This window comes from Streptomyces sp. NBC_00988, assembly GCF_045162645.1.
Lineage (GTDB): Bacteria > Actinomycetota > Actinomycetes > Streptomycetales > Streptomycetaceae > Streptomyces.
The window spans coordinates 1,731,438-1,744,495 of the sequence record NZ_CP108730.1 but is presented as its reverse complement, the minus strand read 5'-3'; the positions used below and the strand labels follow the sequence as shown (position 1 = coordinate 1,744,495).

Genomic DNA, 13,058 nt, shown 5'->3' with positions numbered 1-13,058 from the left:
GCCCGGCACCGCCTCCGCCCACGTGCGGGAATGGCCGCGGCTCCACCCCGGTTGCCCCGAGCATGACGACGAGTGCGCCACGCCCCGAGGTCCTGCGCTACACCGCCTTCTCCAGCGACCCGGCCGGCGGAAACCCCGCCGGCGTCGTCCTGGACGCCTCCGCGCTGGACGACAGCGCCATGCTGGCCATCGCCGCAGACCTCGGATACTCGGAGTCCGCGTTCCTGACGGCGCCCCCGGAGGGGCTGGGCGGTGCGGAGGGGCGGGCGTACACCATCCGGTACTTCAGCCCCAAGGCCGAGGTGCCGTTCTGCGGGCACGCCACCGTCGCGACGGCCGTGGCGCTCGCCGAGCGGGTGGGCCCGGGGGAGTTGGTGTTCGCGACGCGCGCCGGCACCGTGCCGGTGCAGGTGGTCGAGCAGGGCGGGACACTCCGGGCCACGCTCACCAGCGTCGAACCGCACGTCGAGGACATCGCCGACGCCGACCTCACGGAGGCACTCACCGCGCTCGGCTGGCCGGAGGCCGATCTCGACCCCGCCTTCCCGCCCCGGATCGCCTTCGCCGGCGCCCGCCATCTCGTCCTCGCGGCGGCGACGCGCGCCCGACTCGCGGACCTCGCCTACGACTTCGCCCGCCTCGAAGCCCTGATGCACCAACTCGACCTGACCACGGTCCAGTTGGTGTGGCGGGAGTCGGACACCGTCTTCCACGTCCGTGACCCGTTCCCCGTCGGCGGTGTCGTCGAGGACCCGGCCACCGGTGCGGCGGCGGCCGCGTTCGGTGCGTACGCGCGTGAACTCGGCCTGGTCCCCGAGGACGCCGTCCTCACCCTGTACCAGGGCGAGGACCTCGGCCGCCCCGGCGAACTCACGGTGACGCTGCGCGCGGGCGACCTGCGGGTCCGCGTCGGCGGCGCGGGAACACGGATCGGCTGAAGCGCCGGACGCGCACAAGGCTCCCGTGCCGGTTGTCCAGCCAGTCCACGTCGGCGTACTGCGACGATCCGCGACATGTCAGTGGCCCATGGCACGATCCCGGGCATGACATCGATCGACGAAGCGCTCCTTCTTGAGACGGCGGCCAAATACGGCGTACCCGCCCCCGTCGTACGGGAGTTGATGGCCCGGGCGCGGCCGTGCCTCTACCTGGTGCCCTATGACGAGGTGCCCGAGTCGCGTCGGGGGAGCACCCGCCCCGCCGCGCGGACGGGCGGGCTTCCCGCGCTGCCGGACGGGGTGAACTGGCCTGACGGGAAAGAGCCGTTGGTGCTGAGTGTCGACTGCGCTGCCCTGCCTCGGGGCGTCCTGGACATCGAACTGCCCGCGGATGGACACCTGTTGGTCTTCACCGAGATCGAGTACCCGCCGGAGTCGTCCGCGGTGCTCCACATACCTGCCGGAGTACGCACCGAGGAGCGCCCCGCGTCGTACGAACTCGACGGTGAGGCCGGGGAGATCAGGGTCTATGAACCACGCACCCTGTACCCCGTGCCCGGACTGAACTTCGACGGTGAGTGGGAAGGGGGCCCGCAGATCAGCGCGTTCCTCGATGGCAACGGAAACGGCGACGGCGGCGGCGCCCAGGACGCGCTGGACAGTGTCGAGGAGGCCATTGGTGACCTGGCTTTCGGTGGCCATCGGCCCGGCGTCTGCGTCCAGATCGGCGGGTTCTCCGACCCGTGGGACATGGCACCGGACACCGGCGAACTCGTGCTGCTCGCGCAGCTGGCCGGGCAGGCGATCGACTACAACGTGTTCACCATGAACCTGATCGTCGGCACACGGGAGGGCATCGCCGCCCGGGAGTATGCGGGCCTCCAGTACGAGCAGCAGTGCTGATCCCGGGTCACTCCTGGACGGAGGCCATGCCGATCGGGGAGTAGCGGTCTCCCGCCGCGGCTCCGACCGGGATCGCGGCGCTGAGGGCGGCGACGGTCGCGGGGGTGAGTTCGACGGCGCCGGCGGCGACGTTCTGTTCGAGCCAGGTGCGGCGCTTCGTTCCCGGGAGGGCGGTGACTCCGTCCTGCGCGAGCACCCAGGCGAGGGCGAGTTGACCCGTCGTCACACCCAGGGTCTCCGCCGTCGCGACGATCCGGTCGAGGAGGGACAGGTTCTGTCCGAGGTTCGCGTCGGCGAAGCGCGGTGCCGTACGACGGAAGTCCTCGGGCGGCAGGTCGCGCACCGAGCGCACGGCCCCGGTGAGGAAGCCGCGGCCGAGCGGCGCGTACGCGACGAAGCCGATGCCGAGCTCACGGACCGTGTCGAGTACACCGTTGACCTCGACGGTGCGGGTGAACAACGAGTACTCGGTCTGCGCCGCCGACAGCGGGGCGACCGCGTGCGCCGCCCTGATGCTCGCCGGGGACGCCTCGCTGATGCCGAGATACCGCAGCTTTCCCTCCGTCACCAGCTCCGCGAGGGCGCCGAAGCTCTCCTCGACGGGCACATCCGGGTCGACCCGGTGGAGATAGAAGAGGTCGATGCGGTCCGTGCCCAGCCGGCGCAGTGAGCCTTCCACACCGGCCCGCAGGTACTCGGGGCGTCCGTTGGGGCCGCCCACGATCTTTCCGGCGCCGTCGAGCGTGACGCCGCCGGCCTTCGTCGCCACGATCAGTTCGTCACGGCGGCCTTTCAGGGCCGGCGTCAGCGCGTGGCCGAGCAACTCCTCGCCGGTGAACGGGCCGTACATGTCGGCGGTGTCGAACATCGTCACGCCCAGCTCGACCGCGCGGTGCACGGTCCTGATCGCCTCGGCTTCGTCCGGGGTGCCGTACATCGCGGTCATGCCCATGGTGCCGAGGCCCTGGACGGAGGCGACGAGGCCGTGCCGGCCGATCTTGTGTGTCCGCAGTGTCATGTCTCTACCGTTCTGTTTCGGTGCTGGTGGCGAGCGCGTCGGCCCACTCGGTTTGACGGAAGTGGTGGGTGAACAGGACCGGCACCTTGACCCGGCGCGGCATGCTCTCGTGGTCGGCGGCCTCCAGGCAGCCCACAGGGCCACTCTTCGGGTGGCTCATCGGGCGACCGTCCCGACGAGGTCGGCGGTCGCATTCCACAGGCGAGCGGCCACGGCCGGGTCGAGGCCGGCCTTGCTCTGTCGGCGTACGGCCGGGGCGCCCCGGAAGCCGCCCAGGCCGTCCGGGCCGATGTAGGAGTTGCCGGGGACGTCCTGGGTCGCGGCGTAGAGCAGGGACAGCGCGCCACGCTCCGGGGCGTTGGTGAGGAACGTGAAGCGGTTGACGACGTTCGACCGGGAGTGGGCCGCCAGTGAGGTGCGGGCGATGCCCGGACTGGCCAGGACCGAGCGAACCGGACTGCCCGCGGCGGTCAGCCGGCGCTGGAGTTCCAGGGAGAACAGGACGACCGCGAGCTTCGACGCCTGGTAGGCCTGCATCCCGTTGTGCTTGCGGGTGCGCCAGTCGAGGTCGTCCAGGTCGAGCCTGCCCTGCTTGTGCAGCTCGCTCGTGACGTGCACGACGCGGTCGGTGATGTGATCGAGGAGCAGGGTGGTCAGCAGGAAGGGGCCGGTGTGGTTGGTGGTGGTCTGCAGGTCCAGGCCGTCGGCGGTACGCGCGGCCGGGATGTCCATCACGCCGGCGTTGTTGACCAGGATGTCGAGGTCGCCGGACCACGAGTCGGCGAAGGCGCGCACCGAGGTCAGGTCCGACACGTCGAGCGGCCTGACGTCGAAGGTGCCGGGCAGGCCGGCGACGGCGCGGCGGGCCTTGCCGGTGTCGCGTACCCCCAGCACGACACGGGCACCCACGCGGGCGAGTTCGCGTGCCGTGATCAGGCCGAGGCCGCGTCCTGCACCGGTGATCACCACCGTACGGCCGGTCAGGTCCGGGAGGTCGTGTGCGGTCCAACTGGGCATACGGGACATGGGACTTGGCTCCTGAATCGTGGCGTGTGAATCTTCGCGACCGGCGATCGCGATGCCGTCACATCCCTGGCCGATTCCCTGCCTGGCCGCATCGCTGATCGCATCGCCAGTGAACCCGCCCCGCCACAGCCGCCGGAAGGACCTCCGCAACCACTGAACGCCAGGTCGTGGCTAAGCCGCGCCGGATGGCGAACGATGAGGACCATGGACCACACGTTCGACCGCTCGTCCCTCGGCGCCTTCCTGCGCACCCGGCGCTCGGCCCTGCAACCGGAGGACGTCGGGCTGCGCCGCGGGCAGCGCAGGCGCGCTCCAGGCCTGCGCCGCGAGGAGGTGGCGGAGCTGTGCACCATGTCCGCCGACTACTTCGCCCGGCTGGAACGCGGCGACGGGCCGCAGCCCTCGGAGCAGATGCTCGCGGCCATCGCCCGCGGCCTGCGGCTCACCCCGGACGAACGCGATCACCTGTTCCTGCTCGCCGGGTACCGAACCGCCCGCCGGGGCACGCGACTTGAGCATGTGAGCCCCGGGCTGATGCGGGTCATGGACGGCCTGGCCGACACCACCGCGCAGGTCATGGGACCGCTGGGGGAGACGCTGCTGCAGACGCCGTCCGCCGTGGCGCTGCTCGGCGAGCAGACCCAGTACACCGGCAACTCCCGTAGCGCGACGTTCCGTTGGTTCACCGACCCGGCCGAGCGGGAGTGTTACGCCCCCGAGCAGTACGACGTCAACAGCCGGACCAACGTCGCCCTGCTGCGCGCCGCCGTCACCCGGGACGGGCCGGGCTCTCCCGCCGCGGGCCTGGCGGACGAACTGCTGCGTGCCAGCGACGAGTTCGCCCGGCTGTGGGAGCGGCACGAGGTGGGTCTGCGCTGGAGCGAGACCAAACGGTTCGTCCATCCTCAGGTCGGCCGGCTGGACCTCTACTGCCAACTCCTCCTGGAGCCGGACCAGGGCCAGTCGCTGCTCGTCTTCACCGCCGCCCCCGGTACGGAAAGCCACGAGAAACTCGCCCTCCTCACCGTGCTCGGCACCGACCGGTTCGCCGCCGGCACCGAGTGATCCGGCGCCTCCCAGGGTGTGAACGGTGGGGCCGGAGTGACGTAAGTGCAGGTTGGTGCGACGGAACCGTCGCCTCCTCCCCGCGGAAGTGGCTGATGTTCGTCGGTTGAACGTAGGTCAGGGAACTGGGCAGGCCTTCTTATCGGTCAGCCGGAACGTGACTGATTGTCGATGTGAGCCGCGCTACGTCCGTCCGGCATGTGCCTGGTGGGCAGGCGTCTGTCCGAATTGGGTGCGACCTGTTCGCCCTTGGGCGGTTTCTCTTCGTTACTTGGCCGGATGAGATCATGTCGTGGCCCATATCGCACAGTTGGGAGTCCCGGCAAGGCGCCGGGTTTCAGTCAACCTCGTGAGGTGATCTTGGCTGAGATGGGTCGACAAGTAGACAATATTTCGGGCAGGCGCCCAAGGGCGACGAACCACTGCCCGACGAACGACCTCCGGATCAAGCCGGACACGGAGGCAGCGTGCAGGAGGGGTTGTGGAACGCTATTTCACCAGCGGGTGGCACGAGGACCTGCGCCAACGCGTGCGCGAGTTCGCCGAACGCGAGGTACGTCCGCGGATAGCGGAGATGGAGAAGTCGCGCACCGTGGCGCGCGAGCTGTCCAGTCTCATCGCCCGGCAGGGCTGGATCGGCGTGACCATTGGGAAAGAGTACGGCGGAATGGGCGCCGGGCACCTGGCCAAGACCATCACCATCGAAGAACTCGCCCGGGTATGCGGTGCTATGGGAGCCATGGTTCAGGCCTCCCAGCTCGGTGTGGCCAAGATCATTCACTTCGGGAACGCGGAGCAGAAGCGGAAGTGGCTGCCGCGCATCGCCGCCGGCGACTGCCTCCCGACCATCGCCGTCACCGAACCGGAGTCGGGCGGCCACGTGTTGGGGATGAGCAGCACCGCCGTCCGGGACGGTGACGACTACATCCTCAACGGCCGCAAGGTCTTCGTCGGCAACAGCCACGTCGGCGACGTGCACGGCGTGGTCGTACGCACCGGCGAGGGCTCGAAGGGACTGTCGGCCTTCCTCGTCGAGTCCGACCGCCCCGGCTTCTCGCTCGGTGAGCAGGTGCCCGCGATGGGTCTGCACGGCTTCAGCTTCGGCGAGATCATCTACGAGAACTGCCGCGTACCGGCGGCCAATCGGCTCGGCAAAGAGGGCCAGGGCCTGGCCGTCGCCTACTCCTCCAGCATCCTCTACGGCCGCCCCAACCTCACGGCCGTCTCCCTCGGCATCCACCAGGCCGCCTTCGAGGAGACGACGGCCCTGTGCATCGAGCGCGAGCGCTTCGGAGCACCCCTCGGCGACCTCACCAACATCAAACTCAAGCTCGGCCGGATGAAGTCCCGGCTGATGACGGCCCGGCTGACCGCCTACCACGCCGTCCACCTCCTCGACCAAGGGCTGTCCTGCGACGCGGAGTTGATGAACGCCAAACTCCTCAACGTCGAGGCGGCCGTCGACTCCGCCCGTGACAGCATGGAGATCCACGCCGCCAGCGGTCTGTTCACCGACCGCCCCGTGGAGCGCTACCTGCGCGACGCCCACCACATCTACGCCCCCGCCGGCACTTCCGACATCCAGCTGCTGAGGCTGGGCGAGGTAGCTCTCGGCACCGCCAAGGGCCAGTGGTCCGAGCGACTGGCCGACCTCGTGCGGACCGTCCAACCGCCGCGCCGTCTGGGGCAGTTGGAGACGGCCGGGCTCGCGGGCTGAACACCGGGGAGCCACGGACACAGCGTCGTGCCCGCGGCTCCCGTACTTGAACTCTCCTCGCCCCGGCGGCCGCCTCGGCGGCGGGCTCAGATCCCGCCCCGGGTCTCCATCGCGTGGAGCCGGTCGACCAGTTGCTGCGCCAGCGACTTGATCGTCGCCAGACCCTCGCGCCCCCACGGATGGGTGTCCGTGTCGACCACGCAGATCGTGCCCAGGGCCATGCCCGTCTTCCAGTCGATCAGCGGCGCGCCCATGTACGAGCGGATGCCTATCTCGTCCACGACGCTGTTCCCCGCGAACCGCGGGTAGTCGCAGACGTCCTCCAGGACCAGTGCCTTCTTCCGCACGACGACGTGCGGGCAGTACCCCTGATCACGCGTCATCGTCCGGCCGACCTCCGGCTGCTCCTCCGGCGCCAACTGGACGCCCGGACGGCCACCGGCGTAGAGACCGGCGAAGTACTGGCGGTTCTCGTCGATGAAGTTGACCATCGAGAACGGCGCACCCGTGACCTGCGCCAGGTTGCGGGCGAACTCGTCGAACTCCGCGATCGGCGCGTTCCCGAGGCCGAGTTCGCGCAGCCGTGCCACCCGGGCGGACGCCTCCCGGTCCTCGGGCGTCAGCAGCAGATGGCTGGTCGGGTCGTACGAGTTCTGGGTGGAGTAGGGAACCGGGGCTGACATGCAGGCTCCATTCGGTCGCGTCGAGCGTGGGCTCAGCGTGACGGGTAAAGCTCCGCGGGCGGGGTGCCGGGAGTCGAGGCGAGCAGATGCTGTACGAGTGCGATCAACACGCGGGTACCGGAGTTGCACTGCCGCGCGTCGCACATCACGACGGGTACGTCGGGCTTGAGGTCGAGCGCGGCGCGGATCTCGTCGGACTCGTAGTGATAGGAGCCGTCGAACTCGTTGACGGCCACGATGAAGCCGATGCCACGTCTTTCGAAGAAGTCGACGGCGGCGAAGCAGTGGTCCAGCCGGCGGGTGTCCGCGAGCACCACGGCACCCAGCGCGCCGTTCGACAACTCGTCCCACATGAACCAGAACCGCTCCTGCCCGGGCGTACCGAACAGATAGAGGACGTGCTCCTTGTCCAGGGACATCCGGCCGAAGTCCATCGCCACGGTGGTGGTCGACTTGTCCTCGATGCCCACCAGGCTGTCGGTGCGGGCGCTCACGGAGGTCAGCAGTTCTTCGGTGCTCAGCGGCTCGATCTCGCTGACCGCACCGACGAACGTGGTCTTGCCGACCCCGAAGCCCCCGGCGATGAGGATCTTCAGGGCGGTGGGAAAGGGGTCAGAGCCGCTTACGTAGTCCATGCAGCACCGCCTCCAGGAGGTTTCGGTCGGTCGGGGAGGCCGCCTCGACGGCACGCGGCGAGCGCAGGGTGAGCGCCTGATGCGTCACGAGGTCGGAGAGCAGAACTTTGGTGATCACGGCGGGCAGCCGCAGATGCGCGGCCACCTCGGCGACCGAGATGGGCGTACCGCACAGGGTGAGGACCTGGTCGTAGTCGGGCCCCAGATAGCTCTGTGGCCTGGTGCCGGTGGCCATCACCAGGGTGAGCAGGTCGAAGTGCGCCGACGGACGGGTGCGACCGTTACTGACCGTGTACGGCCGTACTAACCGCCCCGCCTCGTCGTCGAGCCACGACCCGTCCTCCGCGTCCGACATGGTCAGCGCCTCGGATCCATCGACGAACCGGCCCCCTGCTGTCGGACCGGCGTGGCGAGATAGGGACGGACACTCTTGACCAGCATGGCCATCTCGTAACCGAGGACGGCCGCGTCGGCCTCCCGGTCGGCCAGCACGGCCAGACAGGCGCCGGAGCCCGCGGCGCACACGAACAGCAGGGCGCTGTCCAGCTCCACGACCACCTGCCGCACATCGGCGCCCTGGGCGAACTGCGCGCCCGCGCTGCGGGCGAGCGAGTGCAGACCGGACGCCAGGGCGGCCAGATGCTCGGCCTCGGCGGCCGTGTCCAGCCCGTCGGCGGCCTTCGCGAGGCCGTCCGTGCTCAGCAGCACTGCGCTGCGGGTATAGGGGACCCTCTGGACGAGTCCCGCCAGGAGCCAGTCGAGGTTCTGCTGGCCGGCGTGCATGTCGCTCACGGTGGCGTCTTCTCCTTCGTGCGAGTAACGGAGCCTGCGGTCAGCGAGCGCTGTCAGTGGGAGGCTCGTCGGGTTCGTTGTCGGCGAGGCTGACTCCGCGCCGGAACATGGCCATCAGTCCCGGATCGTGCTCGACCTCTTGTTCCTCGGTCTTGCGCGGGGCGGGACCCTCACGCAGTTCGGGTACGAGGTGCTCCTGCGCGTGCCGCTGGGGCAGCCGCGGCCGCTCGTCCCGGGGCTCCCTGCCGTACGGCACGGACCCGCGCTCGCGCGGCGCCGACGGCTCCACGGTCCTGGGGTGCTGCTGCTGCGGGTGCTGGTGCACGACGGGCATCGGCGCGTTCCCGGAGCGGGCCGGGGGCAGCGGCTGGCGGAACGTGGGCGGCGGGGCGGCGGGCTGGGCCGGGGGCGCCTGGACGGCCTGGTGGTGGGACGGGGCGACCTGGGCCGGCCGGGACATGTCGGCGATTTCCTGGTACTGCGCCTGGGCGGTTATCTCGCCGGGCTCGTCGCCCATCAGGCCGCGCGGGATGACCAGGATGGCCTGGATGCCGCCGTAGATGTTGCTCTGCAACCGGACCGCGATGCCGTGCCGGCGGGCCAGCGCGGACACCACGTACAGGCCGATACGGCCGTCCGCGAGGAGCTTGCTGATGTCGATGCGGTCGGGCTCGGCGAGCAGGGTGTTGATGCGGGCCTGCTCCTGCGTGGGCATGCCCAGTCCGCGGTCCTCGACCTCGACGGCGAGTCCGGCGGTCACGCGCTGGGCGCGCATCAGCACCTGGGTCTGCGGCTCGGAGAACGTCGTGGCGTTCTCGACGAGCTCGGCCAGCAGGTGGATGACGTCGGCGACGGCGTGGCCGCGCAGGGTGCCCTCGATCGGGGGGACCAGCTTGACCCGGGAGTAGTGCTCGACCTCGGCGATCGACGAACGCAGCACCTCGGTCAGCGTCACCGGGCGGGTCCACTGCCGGCGGGACACCGAGCCGCCGAGCACGGCGACGTTCTCCGCGTGGCGGCGGATGCGGGTGGCGAGGTGGTCGACGTGGAAGAGGCCCTTGAGCAGCTCCGGGTCCTCGACCTCGTTCTCCAGCTGGTCGAGCATGTTGATCGCGCGGTGCACGAGGGACTGCAGACGCCGGGCGAGGTTGACGAAGACCTCGACGCGCTCCTCGCTGTCCGGCGCGGAGGCCCGGGCGAGCTGAGCGGTCTGCGCGACGACGGTACGGGCCTGCCACAGGCCCACGCCTATCTCGTACGTCAGCCTGCCGAGCGGGTCGGTCTGCGACGGCGGCTGGTGCGTGAACGGCACCTGCTCCACCGGCTCGCCCCGCTCCAGCCGCTGCAGCACGTCCTGCAGATCGGCCTGCCCGGTGGCGACCGTACGGCGCAGCGACGCGTACTGCCGCGAGATCCCCGCGGCCTCGGAACGCCCGAGCCGCACGCCCGCGACCAGGATTCCGCAACCGAGCACGGCGGCGACGGCGAGCACCGTCCAGGTGGTCCCGTCGGCGAAGCCGCTCTGCGTGCGCAGCACGATCAGGACGACGGCTGCGGCGAGGATCGCCATCGCGGCGGCGGGCAGCACGGCGAGCCGGACCGTGCGCGACCGAGTGGCCGAATCCGACGGTCCGTCCTGGACGGAGGACCGGGCGTGTCTGTTTCGCGCGGAGCTCGATCCAGTCATTCGATCGGGCTCCGAGGGCACAGCATAGGAGGGGATTTCGGGCATCGGAGTCCTCTCGATCAACCGGGTGGGACACACGGCGCGCAGCGCTCACTAACCGTCAAGTCCGGTAAGGAATGCGACAGTTAACGGTCAGCCACCCTACGCCACCATCCTTAATGCGGTGTAATCACGTCACGTCTGACGCCCAACCTGGCCTGCTGAAACGGTTCTCTGGTGGTTCCTATGAAGAGAACGGGCCCTGGTTACGCGGCATAGGGCCCTATTTGCCGCATCCCGCAACGCACCGGAAATCCAGAGTTGGCACGACTGTCGTCTGCGGGAGCCGTAAAGTTCGCCCGGCAAGACGGCGTGCGCGCAGGGGAGTTGGCGCGTCTCCGCCCCCAACCGTGTGAAGAGGTCGGGGAGTTACGGTGCGCCCGCGGTGGCCGGATTCACGCCCCTGTCCGACGGGCCGATCACGGGGGTGCGCTGCTCGCCGAGGCCGCTGCGCCCGTCCGGTGCGGCGATGCCGTCGGCCACCGCATCACCCGCGCGCGAGCAACGAGGCTAGCGGGCCCGGCTCTTGGAGAACGCCTTCCACTTCACGGCGGCCGACGCGTCGGCCGCCCCGTATGTCAGCACTTTCTTCCCCAGCTCTTTCCTTCAGCCGGTGAACCTCGTCGGCTCCTTTCACCTCTACGACGTGTAGTGGAGGTTGCCCCGGAGTGAACTGCCGACCGACGGGGACGGAGCGAGGAGAAGGACGCCATGGATGACGGTCCCCGTGCCGGCGGTGGTCTGCGGCTGAGGCGGCGCGACGCGCCCGCCGTGGCGGGGCCGCTGCGGACCCGGCCGGTCACGACCGATCCCGCGGCGCCGCAGCTGCACCGGGGGATGACGCTGATCGCCGCGATCAGCCTGTTCATCGGCACCCGTGACGCCTGGACGAGGGCGATGACGTCCCGTCCGGACGTCGCCGGGATCATCTCCGTCTGCTACGCCGGGATCCTCGTCGCGGGCGTCCTCGCCCTCACCACGCGCACCCGGCGCGCCCTGACCCGGGTGGACGCGGGCGTCCTGCTGCTCGCAGTCCTGCTGGTGCTGTGCGGGTACTGGCTCAACCACGCCGGCACCGACGAGGGCGTCCTCACCGCGCAGGCCGCCCACGAGATCCTGCACGGACACCCCATCTACGGTCAGCCCTGGCCGTGGCTGTTCGACCGTTCGTCGGTCGGCATCACGAAGACCATGGCGGGCGGCGCCGACTACACCTACGGCTATCCACCCCTGACCGCGCTGCTCGCCGCCCCCGTCCACGCCGTGGTCCACTCGACGGCCGCCGCCACCTTGGTCACCACCGGCGCGCTGCTCGCGGGCGCCGTCCTGCTGTGGTGGCTGCTCCCGGCCCCCTGGCGCTCCGGCGCCACCGCCGTGTGCCTCGGCTTCGGCTTCCTGCCCGGCTACGCCTACTCCGGGTACCCCGCCGTCCTCGCCCTGGTCCTCCTCATCCCGGTGGTGGTCCGCTGGCCCGACACCGGAGCAGGCGGCCGGCTCGGACTGCCCGGAGTCGCGCAGGCCCTCTGCCTCGGCGCGGCCTGCGCCACCCAGCAACTCGCCTGGTTCCTCACGCCGTTCCTCCTCATCGGCCTCTACGCGGTCCGGCGCGGCGACCTGGGCCCCCGGCTCGCCCTCGGCGTGATCGCCCGCTACACGGGCACCGCCGCCCTCACCTGGGCCGCGATCAACGCCTACTTCGCCACCCAGGACTTCCACACCTGGCTGCACGGCCTGCTGCTCCCGCTCACCCAGAAGGCGATCCTGCACGGCCAGGGCCTCATGGGGATCTCGTACTACTTCACCGCGGGCAGCAGGCACCTCGACTACTACTCCTACGGCAGCCAGCTGCTCCTGTTCGGTCTGCTCGCCGCCACCCTGCTCTTCGTACGGCGGCTCGGCCCGGCGGTCACCGTGCTGCCCTGGCTGAGCTTCTACCTCGCCACCCGGTCCCAGGACGGTTACTTCCTGATGATGACCCCGCTGTGGCTCGCGGCGGCCGCCACCGTCCCGGCCTCCGCGTTCGCCTCGGCCTGGCAGCCCCGCATCCCGCACATCACCGGCCACCGGGCCAAGGCCGTCCTCGCGGTGGCGCTCGTCACGCCCGCCGTGGTGTGCGCGACGGTCGCGGCGGCCAGCGCGCCGCCACTGCGGATGAACGTCACACCGAGCTTCGCGGAGCGGGCCGGCCACCTGGACATCACCGGTCTCGCGGTCCGGGTCGTCAACATCACCGGGACCCGGCTCACCCCCCACTTCGCCAGCCGCCTCGGACAGGGCGCCTCCGACTGGTGGACCGCCTCCGGCGGGCCCGTGACCCTCGCCCCGCACGCCTCCGCGACGTACCTCGTGAAGCCGCCCGGCGGTGTCCGGCGGGCGCCGGGCGGGTCGCATCCGCGCTTCTATCTCATCGCCGTGACCGGTACCCCGATGACCATCACCAGCGCACGGATTCCGATCAGTTGACCGAGTTTGACGTAAAAGGATATCCCGTAAATGAGAAAGGCCCTACAGGGTTCTCATCTGAGATTGTTATATTGCGCAACCACGCAAGAGAG

The 13,058-nt window shown here is 70.2% G+C and carries 13 protein-coding genes; 5 read left to right on the top strand and 8 right to left on the bottom strand.

Annotated features, from left to right (window positions below):
• Nucleotides 1-62 precede the first annotated feature (62 nt).
• Nucleotides 63-938 (top strand): PhzF family phenazine biosynthesis protein, encoded by an 876-nt coding sequence (locus tag OG496_RS08090; protein WP_405970202.1) that lies wholly within the window; start codon nt 63-65, stop codon nt 936-938.
• 105 nt (nt 939-1,043) lie between these two features.
• Nucleotides 1,044-1,841, top strand: coding sequence for a DUF1963 domain-containing protein (locus OG496_RS08085; RefSeq protein ID WP_405970201.1), 798 nt, complete (start codon nt 1,044-1,046; stop codon nt 1,839-1,841).
• A 7-nt stretch (nt 1,842-1,848) separates the two neighbouring features.
• On the opposite strand, the gene OG496_RS08080 is transcribed toward OG496_RS08085, so the two are convergent.
• Genes OG496_RS08080 through OG496_RS08070 form a run of 3 tightly spaced genes read right to left on the bottom strand, consistent with a single transcriptional unit; the run spans nt 1,849 to nt 3,885 of the window.
• The gene (locus OG496_RS08080) at nt 1,849-2,859 is read right to left on the bottom strand and encodes an aldo/keto reductase (RefSeq protein ID WP_366495178.1); all 1,011 of its coding nucleotides are present in this window, start codon (nt 2,857-2,859) and stop codon (nt 1,849-1,851) included.
• Nucleotides 2,860-2,863: 4 nt separating this feature from the next.
• A complete protein-coding gene (locus OG496_RS08075) occupies nt 2,864-3,019 on the bottom strand; it encodes a hypothetical protein (protein ID WP_405970200.1) in 156 nt (51 codons plus the stop codon).
• The gene (locus OG496_RS08070) at nt 3,016-3,885 is read right to left on the bottom strand and encodes an SDR family NAD(P)-dependent oxidoreductase (protein ID WP_405970199.1); all 870 of its coding nucleotides are present in this window, start codon (nt 3,883-3,885) and stop codon (nt 3,016-3,018) included. Before OG496_RS08070 ends, OG496_RS08075 begins: the two co-directional genes overlap by 4 nt.
• A 195-nt stretch (nt 3,886-4,080) precedes the next feature.
• On the opposite strand from OG496_RS08070, the gene OG496_RS08065 reads away from it, so the two are divergent.
• Both OG496_RS08065 and OG496_RS08060 read left to right on the top strand, forming a co-directional pair.
• Nucleotides 4,081-4,950 (top strand): helix-turn-helix transcriptional regulator, encoded by an 870-nt coding sequence (locus tag OG496_RS08065; protein ID WP_405970198.1) that lies wholly within the window; start codon nt 4,081-4,083, stop codon nt 4,948-4,950.
• A gap of 481 nt (nt 4,951-5,431) precedes the next feature.
• The gene (locus OG496_RS08060) at nt 5,432-6,667 is read left to right on the top strand and encodes an acyl-CoA dehydrogenase family protein (RefSeq protein ID WP_405970197.1); all 1,236 of its coding nucleotides are present in this window, start codon (nt 5,432-5,434) and stop codon (nt 6,665-6,667) included.
• A gap of 86 nt (nt 6,668-6,753) precedes the next feature.
• On the opposite strand, the gene OG496_RS08055 is transcribed toward OG496_RS08060, so the two are convergent.
• The 5 genes from OG496_RS08055 to OG496_RS08035 are packed head-to-tail and all read right to left on the bottom strand — an operon-like array spanning nt 6,754 to nt 10,464.
• On the bottom strand, nt 6,754-7,350 hold the full coding sequence (locus tag OG496_RS08055) for a GAF domain-containing protein (RefSeq protein WP_327405936.1): 597 nt from the start codon (nt 7,348-7,350) through the stop codon (nt 6,754-6,756).
• Nucleotides 7,351-7,382: 32 nt separating this feature from the next.
• Complete coding sequence (locus OG496_RS08050; protein ID WP_043677399.1) at nt 7,383-7,985, bottom strand: ATP/GTP-binding protein; 603 nt, start codon at nt 7,983-7,985, stop codon at nt 7,383-7,385.
• Nucleotides 7,963-8,340: a DUF742 domain-containing protein gene (locus OG496_RS08045; RefSeq protein ID WP_366495173.1), complete on the bottom strand. Its 378-nt coding sequence runs from the start codon at nt 8,338-8,340 to the stop codon at nt 7,963-7,965. Before OG496_RS08045 ends, OG496_RS08050 begins: the two co-directional genes overlap by 23 nt.
• 2 nt (nt 8,341-8,342) lie before the next feature.
• A complete protein-coding gene (locus OG496_RS08040) occupies nt 8,343-8,768 on the bottom strand; it encodes a roadblock/LC7 domain-containing protein (protein ID WP_327407380.1) in 426 nt (141 codons plus the stop codon).
• A gap of 49 nt (nt 8,769-8,817) precedes the next feature.
• On the bottom strand, nt 8,818-10,464 hold the full coding sequence (locus tag OG496_RS08035) for a sensor histidine kinase (RefSeq protein WP_405970196.1): 1,647 nt from the start codon (nt 10,462-10,464) through the stop codon (nt 8,818-8,820).
• Nucleotides 10,465-11,214: 750 nt separating this feature from the next.
• Here OG496_RS08035 and OG496_RS08030 point away from each other — a divergent pair.
• Nucleotides 11,215-12,966, top strand: coding sequence for a hypothetical protein (locus OG496_RS08030; RefSeq protein WP_405970195.1), 1,752 nt, complete (start codon nt 11,215-11,217; stop codon nt 12,964-12,966).
• Nucleotides 12,967-13,058: the final 92 nt, after the last annotated feature.

Coding starts and splice junctions, on each gene's coding strand:
- OG496_RS08090 (WP_405970202.1), top strand. CDS start 63: ATGACGACGAGTGCGCCACGCCCCGAGGTCCTGCGCTACACCGCCTTC.
- OG496_RS08085 (WP_405970201.1), top strand. CDS start 1,044: ATGACATCGATCGACGAAGCGCTCCTTCTTGAGACGGCGGCCAAATAC.
- OG496_RS08080 (WP_366495178.1), bottom strand. CDS start 2,859: ATGACACTGCGGACACACAAGATCGGCCGGCACGGCCTCGTCGCCTCC.
- OG496_RS08075 (WP_405970200.1), bottom strand. CDS start 3,019: ATGAGCCACCCGAAGAGTGGCCCTGTGGGCTGCCTGGAGGCCGCCGAC.
- OG496_RS08070 (WP_405970199.1), bottom strand. CDS start 3,885: ATGTCCCGTATGCCCAGTTGGACCGCACACGACCTCCCGGACCTGACC.
- OG496_RS08065 (WP_405970198.1), top strand. CDS start 4,081: ATGAGGACCATGGACCACACGTTCGACCGCTCGTCCCTCGGCGCCTTC.
- OG496_RS08055 (WP_327405936.1), bottom strand. CDS start 7,350: ATGTCAGCCCCGGTTCCCTACTCCACCCAGAACTCGTACGACCCGACC.
- OG496_RS08050 (WP_043677399.1), bottom strand. CDS start 7,985: ATGGACTACGTAAGCGGCTCTGACCCCTTTCCCACCGCCCTGAAGATC.
- OG496_RS08045 (WP_366495173.1), bottom strand. CDS start 8,340: ATGTCGGACGCGGAGGACGGGTCGTGGCTCGACGACGAGGCGGGGCGG.
- OG496_RS08040 (WP_327407380.1), bottom strand. CDS start 8,768: ATGCACGCCGGCCAGCAGAACCTCGACTGGCTCCTGGCGGGACTCGTC.
- OG496_RS08035 (WP_405970196.1), bottom strand. CDS start 10,464: ATGACTGGATCGAGCTCCGCGCGAAACAGACACGCCCGGTCCTCCGTC.
- OG496_RS08030 (WP_405970195.1), top strand. CDS start 11,215: ATGGATGACGGTCCCCGTGCCGGCGGTGGTCTGCGGCTGAGGCGGCGC.